The sequence below is a fragment of the Phenylobacterium sp. GW823-FHT02A09 genome (assembly GCF_058797775.1).
Map to the genome: position 1 here is coordinate 530,516 of NZ_JBXAJZ010000002.1, position 21,050 is coordinate 551,565.

General features: G+C 69.5%; 16 protein-coding genes and 1 tRNA gene. 6 read left to right on the forward strand and 11 right to left on the reverse strand.

The window, feature by feature from the left end:
- Window positions 1-63: 63 nt before the first annotated feature.
- Complete coding sequence (locus AC1Q87_RS09805) at window positions 64-1,389, reverse strand: oxygenase MpaB family protein (protein ID WP_492608763.1); 1,326 nt, start codon at window positions 1,387-1,389, stop codon at window positions 64-66.
- Between the two features lie 111 nt (window positions 1,390-1,500).
- Here AC1Q87_RS09805 and AC1Q87_RS09810 point away from each other — a divergent pair, with 111 nt between their 5' ends.
- Entirely contained in the window at window positions 1,501-2,112 is a 612-nt protein-coding gene (locus AC1Q87_RS09810) for a TetR/AcrR family transcriptional regulator (RefSeq protein ID WP_492608764.1), read from the forward strand.
- On the opposite strand, the gene rpoN is transcribed toward AC1Q87_RS09810, so the two are convergent.
- Together rpoN and AC1Q87_RS09820 are read right to left on the reverse strand one after the other, a co-directional pair.
- A complete protein-coding gene (rpoN, locus tag AC1Q87_RS09815; RefSeq protein WP_492608765.1) occupies window positions 2,109-3,602 on the reverse strand; it encodes an RNA polymerase factor sigma-54 in 1,494 nt (497 codons plus the stop codon). The two genes, AC1Q87_RS09810 and rpoN, sit on opposite strands and share 4 nt — an antisense overlap.
- Window positions 3,603-3,684: 82 nt before the next feature.
- Entirely contained in the window at window positions 3,685-4,428 is a 744-nt protein-coding gene (locus AC1Q87_RS09820; RefSeq protein ID WP_492608766.1) for a glutathione S-transferase family protein, read from the reverse strand.
- A 102-nt stretch (window positions 4,429-4,530) separates the two neighbouring features.
- Here AC1Q87_RS09820 and AC1Q87_RS09825 point away from each other — a divergent pair, with 102 nt between their 5' ends.
- Window positions 4,531-5,283, forward strand: coding sequence for a helix-turn-helix transcriptional regulator (locus AC1Q87_RS09825; protein ID WP_492608767.1), 753 nt, complete (start codon window positions 4,531-4,533; stop codon window positions 5,281-5,283).
- A 289-nt stretch (window positions 5,284-5,572) separates the two neighbouring features.
- Entirely contained in the window at window positions 5,573-6,790 is a 1,218-nt protein-coding gene (locus AC1Q87_RS09830) for an RtcB family protein (RefSeq protein ID WP_492608768.1), read from the forward strand.
- A 70-nt stretch (window positions 6,791-6,860) separates the two neighbouring features.
- Here AC1Q87_RS09830 and AC1Q87_RS09835 read toward each other — a convergent pair whose 3' ends face one another.
- From AC1Q87_RS09835 to AC1Q87_RS09860, 6 genes are all read right to left on the reverse strand, one after another.
- The gene (locus AC1Q87_RS09835; RefSeq protein WP_492608769.1) at window positions 6,861-8,903 is read right to left on the reverse strand and encodes a S9 family peptidase; all 2,043 of its coding nucleotides are present in this window, start codon (window positions 8,901-8,903) and stop codon (window positions 6,861-6,863) included.
- A gap of 101 nt (window positions 8,904-9,004) precedes the next feature.
- Window positions 9,005-9,745 carry an LPS export ABC transporter ATP-binding protein gene (lptB, locus tag AC1Q87_RS09840; protein ID WP_183772402.1) on the reverse strand — a complete coding sequence of 247 codons (741 nt, stop codon included), beginning with the start codon at window positions 9,743-9,745 and terminating at the stop codon, window positions 9,005-9,007.
- 29 nt (window positions 9,746-9,774) lie between these two features.
- On the reverse strand, window positions 9,775-10,317 hold the full coding sequence (locus AC1Q87_RS09845; RefSeq protein ID WP_492608770.1) for an LptA/OstA family protein: 543 nt from the start codon (window positions 10,315-10,317) through the stop codon (window positions 9,775-9,777).
- 81 nt (window positions 10,318-10,398) lie between these two features.
- A complete protein-coding gene (gene lptC, locus AC1Q87_RS09850) occupies window positions 10,399-11,016 on the reverse strand; it encodes an LPS export ABC transporter periplasmic protein LptC (RefSeq protein ID WP_492608771.1) in 618 nt (205 codons plus the stop codon).
- Window positions 11,017-11,023: 7 nt separating this feature from the next.
- Window positions 11,024-11,641, reverse strand: a complete 618-nt coding sequence (locus AC1Q87_RS09855) for a ribonuclease D (RefSeq protein WP_492608772.1) — start codon at window positions 11,639-11,641, stop codon at window positions 11,024-11,026.
- Between the two features lie 167 nt (window positions 11,642-11,808).
- Window positions 11,809-11,895: transfer RNA gene (locus tag AC1Q87_RS09860), tRNA-Leu, on the reverse strand.
- 157 nt (window positions 11,896-12,052) lie between these two features.
- Between AC1Q87_RS09860 and AC1Q87_RS09865 the strand changes: the two genes are divergently transcribed.
- Window positions 12,053-13,021 carry a complex I NDUFA9 subunit family protein gene (locus AC1Q87_RS09865; RefSeq protein WP_492608773.1) on the forward strand — a complete coding sequence of 323 codons (969 nt, stop codon included), beginning with the start codon at window positions 12,053-12,055 and terminating at the stop codon, window positions 13,019-13,021.
- A gap of 23 nt (window positions 13,022-13,044) precedes the next feature.
- Here AC1Q87_RS09865 and AC1Q87_RS09870 read toward each other — a convergent pair whose 3' ends face one another.
- Entirely contained in the window at window positions 13,045-13,863 is an 819-nt protein-coding gene (locus AC1Q87_RS09870) for an undecaprenyl-diphosphate phosphatase (protein ID WP_492608774.1), read from the reverse strand.
- Window positions 13,864-14,075: 212 nt separating this feature from the next.
- On the opposite strand from AC1Q87_RS09870, the gene AC1Q87_RS09875 reads away from it, so the two are divergent.
- Together AC1Q87_RS09875 and gltB are read left to right on the forward strand one after the other, a co-directional pair.
- On the forward strand, window positions 14,076-15,512 hold the full coding sequence (locus AC1Q87_RS09875; RefSeq protein ID WP_492608775.1) for an NAD(P)-dependent oxidoreductase: 1,437 nt from the start codon (window positions 14,076-14,078) through the stop codon (window positions 15,510-15,512).
- Window positions 15,513-15,517: 5 nt separating this feature from the next.
- Entirely contained in the window at window positions 15,518-20,173 is a 4,656-nt protein-coding gene (gene gltB / locus AC1Q87_RS09880) for a glutamate synthase large subunit (protein WP_492608776.1), read from the forward strand.
- Window positions 20,174-20,214: 41 nt separating this feature from the next.
- On the opposite strand, the gene AC1Q87_RS09885 is transcribed toward gltB, so the two are convergent.
- A complete protein-coding gene (locus AC1Q87_RS09885; RefSeq protein ID WP_492608777.1) occupies window positions 20,215-21,045 on the reverse strand; it encodes a bestrophin-like domain in 831 nt (276 codons plus the stop codon).
- Window positions 21,046-21,050 lie beyond the last annotated feature (5 nt).

The window sequence follows — 21,050 nt, forward strand, 5'->3', positions numbered from 1 at the left end:
CCCGCGAGGCTCAAGACAGAATTTCTCGCAAAGCTCGCAGGCGCGGGCGCGTTCTTGCCGAAATCAGGCCGCTGCGCGCACGCCCTGGGTCGGCCGATAGGCGCCGGCGTCGCTCGTGAACTCCGCATGGCCGTAGCGCTGCAGCAGCCCGCGGATCTTGCGCACCAGCGCCGCATCGGCCGCCTCGCGCAGGCCGGGGATCCGCCCCGCCCAGCGATAGGCCGCCATGCGCAGGCCGATCGCCACCGCCACCAGCGCGAACACCGCCCGGTCCAGACCGCTGATCGGCACGCCCATCCGCTGCGCCGCCGCCCGGTCGCCCTTCAGGAACTGGCGCAGGAAGAACGCCTTGGCGAAGCTCTTCTCGATGACGTTGTGCAGCCGCGCCATCGGCGAGCGGCTGGCCGGCAGATAAGCCGACAGAGTCGCGCGGATCAGCTCGCCGCAGGTCTCGTCGTCGAACCCCTGGCGCAGGGTCGAATTGCGCGCGGTCATGATCCGCACGATGCCCTCGGGCGTGGTGGCCAACAGTTCTTCTGGCAGGCCCAGCAGGAAGCAGCGGTAACGGGCCAGCTCGACCTGCGCCCGTTCGGCCGCGGTGAACTCGCGCCGCCCCTGGCCGACCATCTTGAACGCCATCAGGAAGATCGGGATCAGCCCGGCCGGCATCTGGTCGACCTGCGGGATCGGCACGCCGTAGACGGCGCTGTCCCAGCGGCCGGTGCGCAGGGCGTTGAACCGCACCATCGAGTGCATCAGACGCACCATCGCCGCGGCCTTGAACCCTTCGCCGTGGCGCTCCAGCGCGCCGGGCAGCACCGTGGTCGCGAAGAAGGTCGCCGTCTCGTTGACCCGCCGCGCGGCGGTGTCGTTGCTGAGTGTCCCGGTCAGCGCCATCGGCAAGGCCGAGTACTTGTTGAGGAAGGTGGCGATGAACGCCCCGCGGATCGCGAACGGTGCCAGGTTGGCGGTGGCGTTGCGGTCCAGCCGCGCGCCCTCGGCGACCAGGTCCATGTCCACCCAGTCGGGCGTCGCCTCCATCGCCGCGATGAACGCGGCCAGCTCCGGCGGTGCGTTCTCGACCGCCGCGATCCCTTCGTCGCAGGCCTGCACCAGCATGGCGATCAGCCCGCGGAAGCCGTACTTCGGGATCAGCGCCGCATAGGCGTCGGCCACCACGTCGCCCAGCATCGAATAGGCGCGGACCAGTTCGATCTCCTCGTCGGTCACCTGCACGCCCAGCGGGGCGCGGTCGCGCACCACCGCGTGCGCCGGATCGTCGGTGAACCGCTCCGGCTGCCGGTCGAAATCCACGTTGGCGTACATCAGCGGCAGCTGCGCCTTCTGGGCGGCGATGCGCTGGCGGGCGCGCTCGACGGCGGGGCTCATGGACGTCTCCGGGCGTTCAGGTCTTGGACTGCCAGGAACGATATGTAAGCATTCCTCACATTCCTACTCGCGTTCACGCGGCCGCGCGCCGCCGCCCTTCGGTTTCGCCAAATGACTGAAAGAAAACGCAGAACGCCGCGTCAGGCGCGCGCCGAGTCGACGGTGGAGGTGATCCTCAGCGCCGCCCTTCAACTTCTCGAAGCCGAGGGCGCCCAGCGGCTGACCACCAATCACATCGCCGCCCGCGCCGGGGTCAGCATCGGCACCGTCTACCAGTACTTCCGCGACAAGGACGACATCCTGGCGGCCCTGGCCGAACAGCGGGCCAGCGCCGTGCGCGACGACATCGCCGACCTGGTGATCAGCCCCCCGGGCGCGAACGCCGTGCGCGCCATCGTCCAGGCCCTGACCCGCAGTTTCGACGACGCGCCGCGCGGCCGCGCCGCCCTGCTCGACGCCATGTACCGGCGACGCGGCGACGACGGCGGCCTGGCCCAGCACCACCAGGCGTTTCTGGCCGCCATCGAGGGCAAGGCCCAGTTCGCCATGGAGCTGACGCCCGAGCGCGCCTTCGTGCTGACCCACGCGCCGATCAGCCTGCTGCGCGCGGCTGCGTCTGAGCCCGGCCTGGGCCTCGACCCCGCCGCGCTCGAAGATGAACTGGTGCGCCTGCTGGAGGCCTATCTGACGGCCCTGCCGGCCGCCCCGGGGCCGAGCGGCTAGACCGCTTCCTTCAGCATCCGCCGGCGCTCGACCGACGACGGGATGCGCATCGCCTCTCGGTACTTGGCGACGGTCCGGCGGGCGATGTCGACGCCGGTCTCCTTGAGGATCTCGACGATCCGGTCGTCGGAGTGCACGTCGCGCTCGCCGCGCTCGGTGTCGATCAGCTGCTTGATCTTGTGGCGCACGCTCTCGGCCGAGTGCGCCTCGCCGCCCGACGTCGAGGCGATCGACGAGGTGAAGAAGAACTTCAGCTCGAACAGCCCGCGCGGCGTGGCGATGTATTTGTTGGAGGTCACCCGGCTGACGGTGGATTCGTGCATGCCGATGGCGTCGGCCACGGTCTTCAGATTCAGCGGCCGCAGGTGCTCGACCCCGAAGGCCAGGAAGCCGTCCTGCTGGCGCACGATCTCGCTGGCCACCTTCAGAATGGTCTTGGCCCGCTGATCGAGGCTCTTCACCAGCCAGTTGGCGCTGGCCATGCAGTCGGAGACGAACACCTTCTCCTGCTCGGTCCGCGCCCCGCCGGCGACGCGCGCGTGATAGCGCTGGTCGATCAGCAGCCGCGGCAGGGTGTCGGTGTTCAGTTCCACGTGCCACAGGCCGCCCAGGCCCTCGCGCACGAACACGTCGGGCGCCACCGGCTGGCTCGGCTCGCCGCCGAACGCCGCGCCGGGCCGCGGGGTCAGGCCGCGCAGCTCGGCGACCATGTCGCGCATGTCCTCGTCGTCGACGCCGCAGACCTTGCGCAGCGCGCTCATGTCCCGCCGCGCCAGCAGCTCCAGATTGTCCAGCAGCGCCACCATCGCCGGGTCGCAGCGATCGCGTTCCTTGAGCTGCAGCATCAGGCACTCGCGCACGTCGCGGGCGAAGACCCCGGTCGGCTCGAAGCCCTGAAGCGTCGTCAGCACGCCCTCGACCGCGGCCAGTTCGCAGCCCAGCCGTTCGGCGGTCTCGATCAGGTCGACGCGCAGATAGCCGCCCTCGTCGACCCCGTCGATCAGGATGGCGGCGATGGCGTTCTGCGTCGGGGTCAGCCCGGCCACGGCCAGCTGGTCGTGCAGGTGCTCGCTCAGCGTCTTTTCGCGCGTCAGCCGGCCTTCGAAGTCGTCGGTGTCCTCGAAACTGCCGCCCTTGCCGGCCTTCGACCAGTCGACCGCGCCGCCCGCATGCTGGGCTTCCTGGGCGTCGCCGGTGGCGTGCTCGCCGGGCGAGGCCTGGTCGTGCGAGGTGTCCATGTCCGCCGCGGCGGCGTGGTCGCTGACCTGGTCGGCGGAGTGGTCGTCGGCCTCGCTGCGCGGCTGTTCCTCGCGGTCGGGCTCTGATTCGCGCTCGTCGCGCTGCAGCAGCGGATTGCGCTCCAGCTCGCCCTCGACGAAGGCTTCGAGCTCAAGGTTCGAGAGCTGCAGCAGCTTGATCGCCTGCTGCAGCTGGGGCGTGATGACCAGCCCCTGCCCTTGCCTCAGCTCCAAACGCGCGCCGAGCGCCAAATCCGCCTCCTGGCCTGTTTCTTGCTGGCGAGGTTAGCGCGCTCATCCCAACCGAAGTGTTAACCGCACGGCGACGCTTTGTTTACGCCGCGAGCGTCTCCGCCTGCGCCGCCAGGGGCGTCCAGGCGAACTCCGGATAGACGCCCGCCATCATCCGATCGACGTAGCGCGCCAGGTTGCTGAAGCTCACGGCCCGGTCGCGGATCGGCGCGTCGAAGTACGGCGTCATCAGCCCGGCCAGCACGCCGAACGCGACGGCGTCTACGCCGGTCGGCCGCGCGCCCATCAGGAACGGCTTGTCGCCCAGCAACGCCGACAGCGCCGACAGCGAGCGCACGCCCAGCCCCAAGACCTCGTCTTCGGAATGTCGACCGATGCCGATGCCGCGCAGCGTCTCGCCGATACGTCCCTGGGCGTCGCGGCGCATGTCCTCCTGCATGGCGGGCGGCATCGCCTGGAAGAACTGCGCCGGGCCCTTGGCGTAGTTTTCCGGGATCAGCCAGCGGGCGTTGACCAGCGTCCAGCCCAGGTGATTCTCGACCATCCGCTCGATGGCCCAGGCCTGGGCGCGTTCGGCCGCGCCGAGGCCCTCGTCGAAATCGACGCCGTACTTCCGCTCCAGGTGCAGGCGGATGAAGTGGCTGTCGGCGATCAGCTCGCCGTCGTCGTCCAGCCAGGGCAGCTGGCCCTTGGGCGACATCTGCGGCGGCGCCGCCTGCTTGGCGTAGGCCAGGCCCGCCATTCGCAGGTGGACCTCGGTCTTGGTCACATAGGGGCTGGCCTCGGGCAGTCCGAAGTTCGCGCCGATCCCGTAAAGCGTGATCATGGAGTCTCTCCCTGAAAGAACTCCGTTGGCTTAGAACCCGGCTGCTGCCACCATGCTGTCAGCATCGCAGGTCGATGCTCCAGCCCCATGAAGCGGATCTCCATGCGTCGCGCCGATCGCCTGTTCCAGATCATCCAGATCATGCGCCGGGCGCGCGCGCCGATCACGGCCGACGCCATCGCCGAGGAGCTCGAGACCTCCAAGCGCACGGTCTATCGCGACATCGCCACCCTGATGGGCCAGCGGGTGCCGATCCGCGGCGAGGCCGGCATGGGCTACGTGCTCGACCAGGGCTTCGACCTGCCGCCGCTGATGCTCACCCCCGACGAGATCGAGGCCGCGGTGCTCGGCGCCCAATGGGTGGCCAGCCGCGGCGACCCTTCGCTCGCCCGCGCCGCCCAGGACCTGATCGCCAAGATCGGCGCCTCGGTGCCCGAGCGCCTGCGCCCCTACGTGCTGGAGCCGGCTGGCCGCGCCGTGCCCGGTTGGCGCACCGCCCCACCCGACCAGCTCGACATGGCCCAGGTCCGCACCGCCATCCGCGCCGGCCGCAAGATCACCCTGCACTATCGCGACGAGCAGGACCGCGAGAGCCGCCGCACCGTCTGGCCGGTCACCGTCGGCTATCACGAGACGGTCCGCATGCTGGTCGGCTGGTGCGAGCTGCGCGCCGACTTCCGCAACTTCCGGACCGACCGCGTGGTCGCCGCCGAGTTCCTCGAGGACCGCTACCCCGACCGCCCCTCGCTGCTGCGCGCCCGCTGGCGCAAGGCGCTGGAGGAGGAACGCCGCCGCCATCACGAAGAGTACGAAGCCGCCCGCAACCGTGACACGCAGGCCACACGGAGCTCTTGAGCTGAATTTTCCTCTGGCGCGGTTTCGGCGAACTCTGTAATCCGCGCCTCCCAAATCGGAGACCACCCCATGGCCCTGCGGCCTACCAATCAGATGTGCGTCACGCTCTTCGGCCGCCAGGTCGAGGACAAGCACGCTCGCGTCTGGGAGGAAGCTCGGGTCTAGGGATCGTCATCGATCTTGGGACTGTACGAAGAACCCCTCCCGGCCCGGCCTGGAGGGGTTCTTCGTTTCCGGAGATCCGTTCCAGCCGTGACGCCGGGAGGGGCGGCAAGGAAAGGAGAACCCGATGAGCGGGTTCGAATACATCGAGACCACCGGCAAGCCGATCAAGGCGTGGACGCGCGGCGTCCCGCTCGAGGACTCGGCCCGCCGGCAACTGCAGAACGTCGCCAGCCTGCCGTTCATTCACAAGCACATCGCGGTCATGCCCGACGTGCACTGGGGGATGGGCGCGACCGTCGGCTCGGTCATTCCGACGGTGGGCGCGATCATCCCGGCGGCGGTCGGCGTCGACATCGGCTGCGGCATGATGGCGGTCCGCACCTCGATCCGCGCTGAGCACCTGCCGGACTCGCTGGCGGGCCTGCGCAGCGCCATCGAGGCCGCCGTCCCGCACGGGCGGACCGACAACGGCGGGCGCAACGACAAAGGCGCGTGGGCGGCCGAACCGCCGGCGATCGCCCAGGCCAAGTGGGCGGCGCTGAAGGACGGCTACGACGACGTGATCGCCCGCAATCCGAAGGCGGCGCATCCGCGAGGCCTCGGCCACCTGGGCACGCTCGGGACCGGCAACCACTTCGTCGAGCTCTGCCTCGACGAGGAAGGCGTTCTGTGGGTGATGCTGCACTCCGGCTCGCGCGGCGTCGGGAACCGGTTCGGGTCCTTCTTCGTCGAGCGGGCCAAGCAGGACATGCGGCGCTGGTTCGTGAACCTGCCGGACGTCGACCTGGCCTACTTCCCGGAAGGGACCGACGGCTTCGTCGACTATGTGCGGGCGGTCAGCTGGGCGCAGAAGTACGCGCTGGCGAACCGCGAAGTGATGATGGACCAGGTCCTGGGCGTGCTGCGCGCGGTGTTCCCGGACCTCGCGACGACGCAGATGGCGGTGAACTGCCACCACAACTACGTCAGCCGCGAGCGTCACTTCGGCAAGGACGTCTTCGTGACCCGCAAGGGCGCGGTGCGGGCCGGCCTCGGCGAGCTCGGGATCATCCCGGGCTCGATGGGCGCCCGTTCCTTCATCGTGCGCGGCAAGGGCAATGAAGAGTCGTTCTGCACCTGCTCGCACGGCGCCGGCCGGGCGATGAGCCGGACCGAAGCCAAGCGCCGCTTCACGGTGGAGGACCACGTCGCCGCCACCGCCGGCGTCGAGTGCCGCAAGGACGCCGACGTGATCGACGAGACGCCGATGGCCTACAAGGACATCGACGCGGTCATGGCGGCCCAGGCCGATCTCGTCGAGATCGTCCACACCCTGCGCCAGGTCGTCTGCGTGAAGGGGTGAGCGGCGACGAAGGCCCGCAGCGCCAGCGAAGGGGCGGGGCGGCGGCGGAGCAATCCGCCGCCGCCATCCCCTACTTGTAGCGCTCGAACCAGGCGAGGATCGCCTGCACCCGCGCCGCCGACTGCGACGGACGCACCGCCAGCCCGCCGTGCGAGGCCTCGGGCACCCGCACGAACGCCGTCGGCACCCCGCGCAGGCGCAGCGCCTGATAGTACTGCTCGGACTCGCCGACCGGCGTGCGCAGGTCGCGGTCGCCGACCAGCACCAGGGTAGGGGTCTTCACATTGCCGACCAGCGACAGCGGCGAGCGCGCCCAATAGCCCTGGGGATCCTCCCACGGCATCTTGCCGAACCAGTAGTCGGCCATGAAGTTGGCCCCGTCGACGGTCAGCACCTGGCTGGTCCAGTTGATCACCGGCTTCTGGGTGGCCGCGGCCTTGAAGCGGTCGGTCTTGCCGACGATCCAGGCGGTCAGCAGCCCGCCGCCCGACCCGCCGGTGACATAGAGCCGGCCCGGATCGACGAAGCCCTTGGCGATCCCGGCGTCCACCACGCTGATCAAGTCGTCGTAGTCGTGGGCGGGATAGGTCTTGTCGATCTCGTTGGCGAAGGCGGCCCCGTACGAGGTCGAGCCGCGCGGATTCGAATAGACCACCACGTAACCCGCCGCCGCATAGAGCTGGTTGTCGGTCGAGAAGTAGGGACCGTAGGCCGAGAACGGCCCGCCGTGGATCTCCAGCACCAGCGGGTATTTCTTTGACGGATCGAAATTCGGCGGGGTGACGATCCAGGCGTCGATCGGCTTGCCGTCGAACGCCGAGGTCACCGCCAGCTTCTCGACCTTGCCCAGGGTCTTGCCCGCGAACAGGTCGGCGTTCAGCGACGTCAGCCGCCGCACCTGGCCCTTGCCGGCCACCGCGATGTCGGCCGGCCGCTCGGGCGAGCCTTGCGTGAAGGCCACCGCCCCGTCGCGGGCCAGCGAGAAATCGCCGCCGGTGTAGGGCCGGTCGAGCGCCGGTCCGGCCAGCCCCTCGGCCAGCGGCTGGATCTTGCCGTCCAGCCCGACCCTGGCCAGCTTCTTCACGCCGTGGTCGTCGTACGAGACCACCAGGCTGCGCCCGTCACGCGACCACTGCGCCGCGTCGATGCTGCGGTCGAGCCCTGCGGTCAGCGACCGCGAGCCCTGGCCGTCGGCGCCCATCACATAGAGCTGGACGTTTTCGTAGCTGCGCCGCGCGGCGTCGTCGTAGCCGAGATAGGCGATCTGCCGCCCGTCGGGGGAAACCTCCGGCGCGCGGTCCGGCCCGACCCGGCGAGTCAGCTGGGTCAAGGTTCCGTCGAGCGCCGAGACCGCGAAGATCTCGCTCTCGGCCGAATCGCGCTCCCAGTCCTTGTTGCGGTTGGTCGAGAACAGCACCTTGCGGCTGTCGCCGCTCCAGGCCAGCGGGCCGAAGGCGTCGAACTTGCCGAAGGTGAGCTGGCGCGGGGCGCCGCCGTCGGCCGAGACCACGAAGACCTGCGAGAAGCCCGGCTTCAGCTCGCCGTCGCCGTCGGCGCGCCAGGTCATCCGGTCCTCGACCTTCAGCGGCGGAGCCCAGGTCGCACCCTCCGGCTTGGCCAGCGGCGCGCCCAGCTTGGCTGGCTCGTCGGCGGTCAGCATCAGGATCGCCAGCGACTTGCCGTCCGGCGACCAGGCCAGCTCGCTCGGCGCCTGCTCCAGCGTGGCGACCTGGGCCGAACGGCCGCTCGCCATCCAGCGGACGTGGACCTGCGGGCCGCCGGGCCCGGAGACCACATAGGCCAGGCGCTGGCCGTCCGGCGACCAGCGCGGGCGGCTGTTGGACCGCTCGTCGGCGATCAGCGGGCTCTGGGCCCCGGTCTTCGGATCGATCAGCCAGATCGACCGCCGCGCCCGGTCGGTCATGATGTCGTTGGCGACCCGCACGTAGGCGATCGCGCCGCCGTCCGGCCGGAACTGCGGATCCGATGCGTACTCGAGCCCGAACAGGTCGCGCGGCGCGAACACTCGCGACGGCGCCTCGGCGATCTGCGCGAAGGCGGGCGTCACGGATAGAGCGGCGCAGGCCGCGAAAATCAGGCTGGCGGTACGCATGAACACGAAGATCCCCGACCGCCCCATCGCGGCGGCGCCATAGAAGGAACTTGCGTGTCGATTGTCCAGGCGCGGATGAATTTGCCTCGGACGCGCGGCGATCAGTCCTGGCCGAAGCGCTCGCCGAGATAGACCCGGCGCACTTCCGGATCGTCGACGATCTGGTCGGGGGTGCCTTCGAACAGCACCTCGCCGGCATGGATGATCGAGGCGCGGTCGATGATGTCCAGCGTCTCGCGGACATTGTGGTCGGTGATCAGGATGCCGATGCCGCGGCCCTTGAGATAGGTGATCACCTCGCGGATGTCGGCGATGGCCAGCGGGTCGATGCCGGCGAACGGCTCGTCCAGCAGCATGAACGACGGTTCGCTGGCCAGGGCGCGGGCGATCTCGACTCGGCGGCGCTCGCCGCCGGACAGCGACACCGCCGGCGAGGTGCGCAGATGCTCGATGCGCAGCTCCTGCAGCAGCTCGGTCACCGTCTGCTTGGCGCGCGCCTGGCTGCGCTCGCGCAGTTCGACCACGGCCATGACGTTCTCTTCCACGGTCATGGCGCGGAAGATCGAGGTTTCCTGCGGCAGGTAGCCGACGCCCATGCGGGCGCGCTGGTACATCGGCTGGCGGGTGATGTTCTCGCCGTCCAGATAGATCGAGCCGTAGTCGGCCGGGATCAGGCCGGTGATCATGTAGAAGCAGGTGGTCTTACCCGCGCCGTTGGGGCCGAGCAGGCCCGCGACCTCGCCGCGCGCCAGGCGCAGCGACACGCCCTTGACCACCGCACGCTTGCGGAAGGACTTGCCGATGTTGTCGACGACAAGACCTTCGCCGGCCAGGCCCGGCAACGACTGTTCGGCCTCGGCCAAGTGAACTCCTAGCGGCGGGCGGCGGGCTGGCCCGCCTGCTGGTTCGGGAAGATGACCGCGCGCGGGCGCGCCTTGCCGGGGCCCTTGGCGCCCGACTGCATCTGCGCGTCGCCGGTCGCCACATTGACCACCAGCCGGTCGCCGCGGATCACGTTCTGGCCGGACACGGCGACCACGTCGCCGGTGATGACGATGCGCTCGGCGGTCACGTCGTAGTTGGCGTTGTCCCCCCGCACCTTCTGCTGCGGGGTCACGTAGTAGACGTTGCCGATCGCCTCCATGCGGTCCAGCGCGCCGCACGCGCCGCTGGCGCCGCCCGGCCGTGCGGCTTGCTGCTTGGAGAAGGTCTTGATCACGTCGGCGCGCAGCCGCGTGCGGTCCTGCAGCGCCTCGGCCGATCCGCTCCAGATCGACAGGCACTGGTTGTTCACGACCTCCAGCGCGTCGGCGGTGATGTCCACCGGCGCGTCCGAGCTCTGGCTCAGCTGCGCAGCCGCCGGGCCCGCGCCCAGCGCCATCGTCAGTACGGCCAGGGCCGCCAGCTTCGTCATTTCAAGCCCGCTCATGCTCATGAAGCCCATCTGGGAAGCCCGGTCCGAAAGTCGAGTGCGAAAAGATCGAGTCCGCAAGCTCTACTTCGAATCGATACGTCCGCGCACCCCGCCCTTGAAGACCAGGCGCTCGCCCTTGTCGTACACGCCATAGGACTTCGCCGTGATTTCGCCAAGCGACGAGGCGCCGGAGATCAGCCCCTCGCCCTCCAGTTCGCCTGTTGCGGTGTTGAAGATCGAACTGGCGGTGTCGAAGGTCACGTCGCCGCCGCTCATCTTCACGCCGCCGTCCAGGTTCAGCACCCGCCGGTCCTCGCTGTAGACGCCGGACTTGGCGGTCACCCGCGTCGGGTTGACCCCTTCGGCGTCCAGGATCAGCGCCGGCTTGTCCAGCAGCACCCGCTGGTAGTCGTTCTCGTCGCGCACCGCCGTCGCCGCGGTCAGCACGAAGGCCCGGCCCTTGTCGTCCTTGCCGACGAAGCGCGGATTGACCAGTTCGATCGGGGCGTCGGCCTCGCGCGGGGCCGCGTCGCGGCCGAGGAAGGTGGTGTGCGCGATGAAGCCGAGCAGGCTGACCAGGATCGCCGCGATCAGCGCCGGCAGGATGATCCGCAGCCGCCGGATCAGCCGCGAACGCCGCCGCCAGCGCTCGAAGTCGCTGCGGACGGGCGATTGGACTGTGGCGGCGGCCAGCGTCATCGGCGCCTCAGGCGTGCGCGAAGATGTCGACCTCTTCCCAGCCCCTCACGTCCAGCAGGGCGCGGTGCGGGAGGAAGTCGAAACAGGCGCGGGCCAGGCCGTCACGGCCCTCCCGCTCCAGCATGGCGTCGAGCTTGGCGCGCAGGGCGTGCAGATGCAGCACGTCGGAGGCCGCATAGGCGATCTGTTCGTCCGACAGCTTGGCCGCGCCCCAGTCCGAGCTCTGCTGGGCCTTGGACATGTCAACGCCCAGCAGTTCCTTGCTGACGTCCTTCAGGCCATGGCGGTCGGTATAGGTGCGGGCCAGCTTCGAGGCGATCTTGGTGCAGTAGACCGGCGCGGTGACCACCCCCAGGTGCAGGTGGAACATGGCGATGTCGAACCGCCCGAAGTGGAAGATCTTCAGGATCTTCGGATCGGTCAGCACCCGCTTCAGGTTCGGCGCGTCGTAGGTCTCGCGGTTCAGCTGGACCAGGTGGGCGTCGCCCTTGCCATCCGACAGCTGCACCACGCACAGCGGGTCGCGGCCCAGTTGCAGGCCCATGGTCTCCGAATCGATCGCCACCGCCTCGGCGTCCGCAAAGAGGCCGTCGGGCAGGTCGCCGTTATGCAGGTGGTTGGCCAAGAACCGTCTCCGAAACTTCACGTCGCGCCACCCTATATAGCGCGCGATCTGCGTCGCACAGGCGCAGACCGGCAATCGACATACACCTGTCGCGGCCGCGCAACGCTGGCGCAACCTGCAGGAACCATCATGTCTGGGAGCTGAACGAGCGCCACTCTGCAAAAGAGTGGTGCCCAGGAGAGGACTCGAACCTCCACGACCTTTCGGCCACTGGCACCTGAAGCCAGCGCGTCTACCAATTCCGCCACCTGGGCCCGGTCCCTTCGGATCGGGGAGGGCGCTCTTTAGGGCGCCGCTCAGCCGCGGTCAACACGCTCTGTCGCAATATTCGAAGTCTCGTTGCAGCGCCGGGCCGGTTCGTCTATCCGGGCGGCTCGGAACCTTCTTTGTTTTCATATGCGGACGCACGGCATGCAGGATCTGGTCACGGTCTTCGGCGGATCAGGCTTCATCGGAACCCAGATTGTTCGGGCTCTCGCCAAGCAGGGCCTGCGCATTCGCGTGGCCGTTCGCCAGCCGCACCTGGCCCACACCATGCGCCTGATGGGCGACGTCGGTCAGGTCGAGGTCGTGCAGGCCAACATCCGCGACGAGGCCTCGGTGCGCCGCGCGCTCACCGGCGCGCAGGCCGCGATCAACGCCGTCGGCATCTTCCATGACACCGGCCGCCAGAAGCTGGCCGCCGTCCACGTCGACGGCGCGCGCAACGTCGCCCGCGCCGCCCGCGACCTCGGCGTCGAGCGCCTGGTGCTGATCTCCGGCATCGGCGCCCACACCGCCGGCGCGGCCGACTATGTCGCCTCCAAGGCCGAGGGCGAGACCGTCACCCGCGCGGAGTTCCCCGACGCCGTCATCCTGCGGCCTTCGGTGGTCTTCGGTCAGGGCGACAAGCTGCTCAACACCTTCGGTCAGATGGCGGTCTACAGCCCGGTGCTGCCGCTGATCGGCGCCGAGACCCGCCTGCAGCCGATCTATGTCGGCGACCTGGCCCGCGCTGCGGCCACTGCGGTCACCGACCCGGCCTGCGCCGGGCGCACCTACGAACTGGGCGGCCCGGGCGTCTTCACCGTGCGCCAGATCGTCGAACTGGTCGTCGCCGAGACCGGCCGCCGTCGCTTCCTGGCGCCGATGCCGTTCGGCGTCGCCAGCCTGCTGGCCAAGCTCAGCGCCCCGATCGGCCTGATCACGCCGCTGTCGCCGCCGATCACCGCCGGCCAGGTCGAGGTGCTGAAGGCCGACAACGTCGCCGACCCGGCCCTGCCCGGCCTGGCCGATCTCGGCGTCACCGCGCCGATGACGCTGGAGGCGATCGCCCCGACCTATCTCTACCGCTTCCGCAAGGGCGGCCAGTTCGCCGACCAGGTCATCACCGCGGCCTGATGCGCCGCGGATTCTGCGGGGGCTCAGCCCCCGTGGAAGTACAGAACGCCCAGGCCGACCACGCCGGCGAAGATCCGCCACCAGCCGTAGGGCGCCAGCCCGAAGCGGTTGATGAAGTCGAGCATCGTCTTCACGACGACCAGGCCCGAGACGAAGGCGACCACGAAGCCGATGGCGATGAGCCCGAGGTTGTCGCCGGTCAGCACGTCTTTGTTCGACCAGAAATCCAGCACGAACGCCCCGACCATGGTCGGGATGGCCATGAAGAACGAGAACTCGGCCGCCGCGCGCCGGTCGATGCCGATCAGCACCCCGCCGACGATCGTCGCGCCCGAGCGCGACACCCCCGGCACCATCGCCAGGCACTGACAGAGGCCGACCCCCAGCGCCCGCTTCCAGGTCAGGTTCATGGCGTCGTCTTCCTTGGGCGCCGGGGCCCAGCGGTCGACGAGCAGCAGGATCACCCCGCCGACGATCAGCATCACGCAGATCAGGCCGATGCTCTCGAACAGCACGGTCTTGATGAAGTCGTGTGCGAAGAACGCCACGACCATCGACGGCAGCACCGAGATCAGCACGCTGGCGGCGAACCACCGCGCCTTCGGATCGCTGGGCAGGCGGATGAACACCCCCCACAGACGTTGGAAGTAGATCACCACCACCGCCAGGATCGCGCCCAGCTGGATCATGACGCTGAAGGTGTCCCAGAAGCCGCTGGGCAGGCCCAGCAGCTTCTTGGTCAGCAGCAGGTGGCCCGTGGACGAGACCGGAATGAACTCCGTCAGGCCTTCGACAAGGCCGAGGATGACGGCTGCGATCCAGTCCGACACGGGCGACTCCATGGATTGAGATTGAGCGATCAAGGGCGATGAACAGGGTAAATTTCCAGTTCATCCATTTTAGGGACTATTTATCGGGAACCGACCGGCGATCGAGGTGATGCACGGTGTTGCGATGACTCAATTGGTCTCATAATTTTACCATCAGCTTTTGCCGTCGCGCATTCGCCGCTACACGACCTTGCCTGACATCCGGGTGTGGAGGTTTTGCGGCCATGGCCGAGCGCATGCTGAAGTTCACGACGGTCGAACGCACGACGCCCGCCAAGCGCGCTGCGCAAACCCGTTCGGGCGACTTCCACGAAATCTACGCCGACTTCATCGACGCCAAGGCGGCCGAGCAGGCCTCGCGCTGCTCGCAGTGCGGCATCCCGTTCTGTCAAACCCACTGCCCGCTGCACAACAACATCCCCGACTGGCTGCGGATGACCGCCGAGGGCCGTCTCGAGGAAGCCTACGCGCTCTCCCAGGCGACCAACTCGATGCCCGAGATCTGCGGCCGCATCTGCCCGCAGGACCGCCTGTGCGAGGGCTCCTGCACCATCGAGCAGTCGGGCCACGGCACCGTCACCATCGGCGCGGTCGAGCGCTACCTGACCGACAAGGCCTGGGAAGAAGGCTGGGTCCAGCCGCTGCGCGCCGGCCCGGCCCGCGGCCAGTCGGTCGGGATCATCGGCGCCGGCCCCGCCGGCCTCGCCGCCGCCGAGCGCCTGCGCGAAGCCGGCTACGAGGTCACCGTCTACGACCGCCACGACCGCGCCGGCGGCCTGCTGATCTACGGCATCCCCGGCTTCAAGCTTGAAAAGGAGGTCGTCGAGCGCCGCACCCAGCGCCTCGCCGAGGGCGGGGTCGAGTTCAAGCTCTCCTTCGAGGTCGGACGCGACGCCAGCCTCGACGAGCTGCGCGCCCGCCACGACTCGATCCTGATCGCCGCCGGCGTCTATGCGGCGCGCGAGCTGATCGCCCCGGGCTCCGGCTCGGCCGGGGTCGCTCCGGCGCTCGACTACCTGATCGCCTCCAACCGCGTCGGCCTTGGCGACAGCGTCCCGGCCTATGACAGCGGCGAGCTCAACGCCGCGGGCCGCGACGTCGTCGTGGTCGGCGGCGGCGACACCGCCATGGACTGCGTGCGCACCGCCGTGCGCCAGGGCGCCAAGTCCGTCACCTGCCTCTATCGCCGCGACCGCGCCAACATGCCCGGCTCGGCCCGCGAAGTCGCCCACGCCGAGGAAGAAGGCGTGGTGTTCGAATGGCTGGCCGCGCCCCGCGCCGTGCTCGGCGACGCCGGCCACGCCGACGGCCTGCGCGCCATCCGCATGCGGCTCGGCCCGCCCGACGCCTCCGGCCGCCAGGCCCCCGAAGAGGTCGAGGGCGGCGACTTCGACCTGCCCGCCGGCCTGGTGATCAAGGCCCTCGGCTTCGATCCCGAGGATCTGCCGAACCTCTTTTCCGCCCCCGACCTCGCCGTCTCGCGCTGGGGCACGGTCAAGGCCGACTTCAAGACCATGCAGACCAGCCTGCCCGGCGTCTTCGCCGCCGGCGACATCGTCCGCGGCGCCTCGCTGGTGGTCTGGGCCATCCGCGACGGCCGCGACGCCGCCGACGCCATCCACCAACACCTCTCGCAGCGCGCGCTGCTGGCCGCGGAGTGAACCCGATGAGCGACCATGTCTCTCCCGCTCATCCCGGCGAAAGCCGGGACCCAAGCGGACTCGAAATCTCGCAAGCCCCGCCGCACCAGACCTCGGCATGGGCCCCGGCCTTCGCCGGGGTGAGCGGTGAATTGGACCGGTACGCCGCCAACCGCGCCGCCCTGACCGCCGCCCATGCCTACTCCCCCGCCGACGAGCGCGACGCCTGCGGCGTCGGCCTGGTCTGCGCGCTGGACGGCAAGCCGCGCCGCGAGGTGGTCGAGCTGGCCATCACCGCGCTGAAGAGCGTCTGGCACCGCGGCGCGGTCGACGCCGACGGCAAGACCGGCGACGGCGCCGGCGTGCTGCTGTCGGTGCCGCAGGACTTCTTCGCCGACCAGGTGACCCGCATCGGCCACGTCCTGCGCCCCGGCCCGATCGCCGTCGGCCAGGTGTTCCTGCCGCGCAACGACCTCGGCGCCCAGGAAGCGGCCCGCACCATCGTCGAGGCCGAGGCCCTGCGCTTCGGCTTCTACATCTACGGCTGGCGCCAGGTGCCGGTCGACACCTCGGTGATCGGCGAGAAGGCCAACGCCACCCGCCCCGAGATCGAGCAGATCATGCTCTCCCCGCCCGCCGGCCTGACCGGCGAGGCGCTGGAGCGCGCCCTGTTCCTGTGCCGCAAGCGCATCGAAAAGCGCGTCGCCGCCGCCGGCATCCAGCACTTCTACCTGTGCTCGTTCTCGGCCCGCCAGCTGATCTACAAGGGCATGTTCCTCGCCCAGCACATCGACGAGTTCTATCCCGACCTGCGCGACGAACGCTTCGCCGCCGCGGTGGCGATCTTCCACCAGCGCTATTCGACCAACACCTTCCCCGAATGGCGCCTGGCCCAGCCCTTCCGGATGCTCGCCCACAACGGCGAGATCAACACCAAGAAGGGCAACGTCAACTGGATGAAGTCGCACGAGATCCGGATGGCGGCCGACGCCTTCGGCGAGATGGGCGACGACGTGAAGCCGGTCATCCAGGACCCGCACGGCTCGGACTCCATGGCGCTCGACAACACCTTCGAGGTGCTGGTCCGCGCCGGCCGCGACGCACCGATGGCCAAGGCCCTGCTGATGCCCGAGGCCTGGAACGCCCGCTCGGACGAGCAGATCAAGCCGGCGCACAAGGCGCTCTACGCCTACTGCAACTCCGTGATGGAGCCGTGGGACGGCCCGGCCGCGATCTGCGCCAGCGACGGCCGCTGGGTGGTCGCCGGCAAGGACCGCAACGGCCTGCGCCCGCTGCGCGTGACCTATACCGACGACGGCCTGCTGATCATGGGCTCCGAGGCCGGCATGTGCCGGGTCGAGGAGTCGCGCATCGTCCGCAAGACCCACATCTCCGCCGGCCGGATGATCGCCGTCGACCTGGCCGAGGGCCGGCTCTACGGCGAGGACGAGATCATCGACCAGCTCGCCGTCCGCCACCCCTACGACCAGTGGCTCGGCAACATGGTCGACCTCGAGACCACCATCGCCCCTGGTCCGGAGCCGCGCGCCTATTCGCGCGAGGAACTGGTCCGCCGCCAGGTCGCCGCCGGCCTCAGCCTCGAGGACATCGAGCTGATCCTCGCCCCCATGGTCGAGGACGGCAAGGAAGCGGTCGGCTCGATGGGCGACGACACGCCGCTGGCCGTGCTCAGCGACCACTACCGGCCGCTGTCGCACTTCTTCCGCCAGAACTTCAGCCAGGTGACCAACCCGCCGATCGACTCGCTGCGCGAGACCTCGGTGATGAGCCTGAAGACCCGGTTCAAGAACCTTGGCAACATCCTGGCCCAGGACGAGGCCCAGACCGACGTCTTCGTGCTGGAGAGCCCGGTGCTAACCACCGGCATGTATCAGCGCATCGCCCAGTTCATCGGCGAGAAGAGCGTCGCGGTCATCGACTGCACCATGCCGCTGCCTACCCCCGAGAGCCGTGACGGCGACGCCCTGCGCGCCAACCTCGACCGCATCCGCGCAGAGGCCGAGGACGCGGCCCTGCGCGGCTGCGCCACCATCGTGCTGACCGACGAGGCCACCGGCCCCGACCGCATCGCCCTGCCGATGATCCTGGCCACCGGCGGGGTGCACTCCTCGCTCGTCGCCAAGGGCCTGCGCTCCTACGTCTCGCTCATCGTCCGCTCGGCCGAGTGCCTCGACACCCACTACTTCGCGGTGCTGGTCGGGGTCGGGGCCACGGCGGTCAACGCCTATCTGGCCCAGGAGAGCTTCCAGGACCGGCTCGACCGCGGTCTGACCGGCGATCTCTCGCTGCGCGACCTCTGCCTCAACTACAAGCACGCCATCGAGGGCGGCCTGCTCAAGATCATCGCCAAGATGGGCATCGCGGTGATCTCGTCCTATCGCGGCGGCTACAACTTCGAGGCGCTCGGCCTGTCGCGCGCCCTGGTCGCCGAGTTCTTCCCCGGCATGCCCTCGCGCATCTCCGGCATCGGTCTGGCCGGCATCGAGGCCAAGGCCCTCGAACTGCACCGCAAGGCCTGGTGCGCCGCCGCCATCACCCTGCCGGTCGGCGGCTTCTACAAGGCCCGCCGCGTCGGCGAGGCCCACGCCTTCGAGGCGCGGATGATCCACGCCCTGCAGCGGGCCTGCGACACCGGCAGCTACGCCGCCTACAAGACCTTCTCGGAAGGCATGCGGCGGATGCCGACCATCCAGCTGCGCGACCTGCTCGACCTGCGCTCGCCCGAGCGCGCGGTCAGCGTCGACGAGGTCGAGAGCGTCAACGAGATCCGCAAGCGCTTCCTGACCCCCGGCATGAGCATGGGGGCGCTCTCGCCTGAGGCGCACGGCGTGCTCAACATCGCCATGAACCGGATCGGCGCGAAGAGCGTCTCCGGCGAGGGCGGCGAGGACCCGGCCCGCTACACGCCGCTGCCCAACGGCGACAACCCGAACTCGGCGGTCAAGCAGATCGCCTCGGGCCGCTTCGGCGTCACCGCGCAGTACCTGAACGAGTGCCGCGAGATCGAGATCAAGGTCAGCCAGGGCGCCAAGCCCGGCGAGGGCGGCCAGCTGCCCGGCTTCAAGGTCACCGAGCTGATCGCCAAGCTGCGTCACTCGACGCCCGGCGTGATGCTGATCTCACCGCCGCCGCACCACGACATCTACTCGATCGAGGACCTCGCCCAGCTCATCTACGACCTCAAGCAGATCAACCCGGAAGCCCGGGTCTGCGTGAAGCTGGTGGCGATGACCGGCATCGGCGCCATCGCCGCCGGGGTCGCCAAGGCCAAGGCCGACGTGATCCTGATCTCCGGCAACGTCGGCGGCACCGGCGCCTCGCCGCAGACCTCGATCAAGTACGCCGGCGGGCCATGGGAGATGGGCCTGTCGGAAGCCAACCAGGTCCTGACCCTGAACAACCTGCGCCACTCCGTGCGCCTGCGGGCCGACGGCGGCATGCGCACCGGCCGCGACGTGGTCATCGCCGCCATGCTCGGCGCCGAGGAGTTCGGCATCGGCACCGCCAGCCTGATCGCCATGGGCTGCATCATGGTCCGCCAGTGCCATTCCAACACCTGCCCGGTGGGGGTCTGCACCCAGGACCAGGCCCTGCGCGACAAGTTCTCCGGCAGCCCGGAGAAGGTCATCAACCTCTTCACCTTCATCGCCGAGGAGGTGCGCGAGATCCTGGCCGGCCTCGGCTTCCGCAGCCTCAACGAGATCGTCGGCCGAACCGACCTGCTGCAGCAGGTCAGCCGCGGCGGCGAACACCTCGACGACCTCGACCTCAATCCGCTGCTGGTCCGCGCCGACCCCGGCCCGCATGCGCCCTACTGCACGGTCGAGGGCCGCAACGAGGTGCCCGACACGCTCGACGCCCAGATCGTCCGCGACGCCGCCCCGCTGCTCGAGCGCGGCGAGAAGATGCAGCTGACCTACACCGTGCGGAACACCGCCCGGGCGATCGGCTCGCGCACCTCCTCGCACATCGTGCGCAAGTTCGGCATGGAAGGGCTGCCGCCCGGGCATCTGACCGTCCAGCTCAAGGGCTCGGCCGGCCAGAGCCTCGGCGCCTTCGCCGTCCAGGGCCTGCGCATCGAGCTGACCGGCGAGGCCAACGACTATGTCGGCAAGGGCCTGTCCGGCGCGACCCTGGTCGTGCGGCCCGCGCCGCAACTGGCGGCCGCGGAGACCAACGCCATCATCGGCAACACGGTGCTCTACGGCGCCACCAGCGGCAAGCTGTTCGCCGCCGGCCTGGCGGGCGAGCGCTTCGGGGTGCGCAACTCCGGGGCGGTCACCGTGGTCGAGGGCTGCGGCACGAACGGCCTGGAATACATGACCGGCGGCGTCGCCGTGGTGCTGGGACCGGTCGGCTTCAACTTCGCGGCCGGCATGACCGGCGGCATGGCCTACGTCCTCGACCTCGACGACCGCTTCCTGACCATGCTCAACCGCGACAGCGTCGTGGTCGAACGGATCGGGACCCGCCACTGGGAAGCCGAGCTCAAGGCCCTGGTCGAAGAACACGCCCGCGAGACGGGCTCGGTCCTGGCGCAAACCATCCTGCGCGACTGGGACCGCCATCTGCCCAAGTTCTGGCAGGTCGTGCCCAAGGAAATGGTCCACCGCCTCGACAAGCCCCTGGCCGAGGAAGAGGCGGTGCACCACCGGGCCTAGCCCCGCCCTCTCACCTTTCCCTCTCCCCGTCGGGGAGAGGGCTAGGGTGAGGGGGGCTCCAGCCCCGGCGGGACGTACCCCGCCGCCAGCGCCTCCACGTCGCGCGCCACGTTCTCCATCGGAGTCTGCGGCACCCGCACGCTGCCGACCCGCGGGTTGTCGAGATCGACGATCAGGCTGATCGCCATCGCCACCAGCACGAACAGGCCGCAGGTCGCCACCAGATGCCGCCTGCGCCCGTGCGCCAGGCCGTGGCCCATGATCGCCGCCGTCACCACCGCGAAGACGACCAGCACATGCAGCGCCCGCGCCGGCACGCGCTCCTCCAACGCCGCGCGCCGCGAGCTCTCCAGATTGAACATGTCGTTGGTCGGCATCATCACGCCCATGGCGTAGGGCGCGCCTTCCGGCGTGCGAACCGCCGCGTTGACCTGCCGCCAGATCTGCGCCTGCAGGGCCTCGGCCCGCGCCTCGGCCTCGCCCACCCGCTCCATGTCGGCCCCGAAGTCGTAGAACTCCAGCCGCACCTTCACGTACTGCGCCATGCTGCGCATCAACTCACCGCGGTGCGGCTCGGGCATCAGCTGGTAGCGCAGCACCGCCGTCGAGATGGCGTTGGCCTCGGCGGTCACCAGCTGGCGACGCTCGACATAGCGGTCGTTGGCCATGCTGAACACGAAGGCGATGAGCAGTCCCAGCAGCCCCAACGCCGCGCTCAGCACATAGCCCGAGCCCGAACCCGACTCGCCTGAGTCCTTCTCACCCCTGCCGCGGGCGCGGTTCAGCGCCCGGCTGTGCAGCCGATAGCCCAACTCCACCGCCAGTATGAGCACCGCCGTCAGCAGCACCCAGCCCAACAGGGTCGCGCCCATCTCCG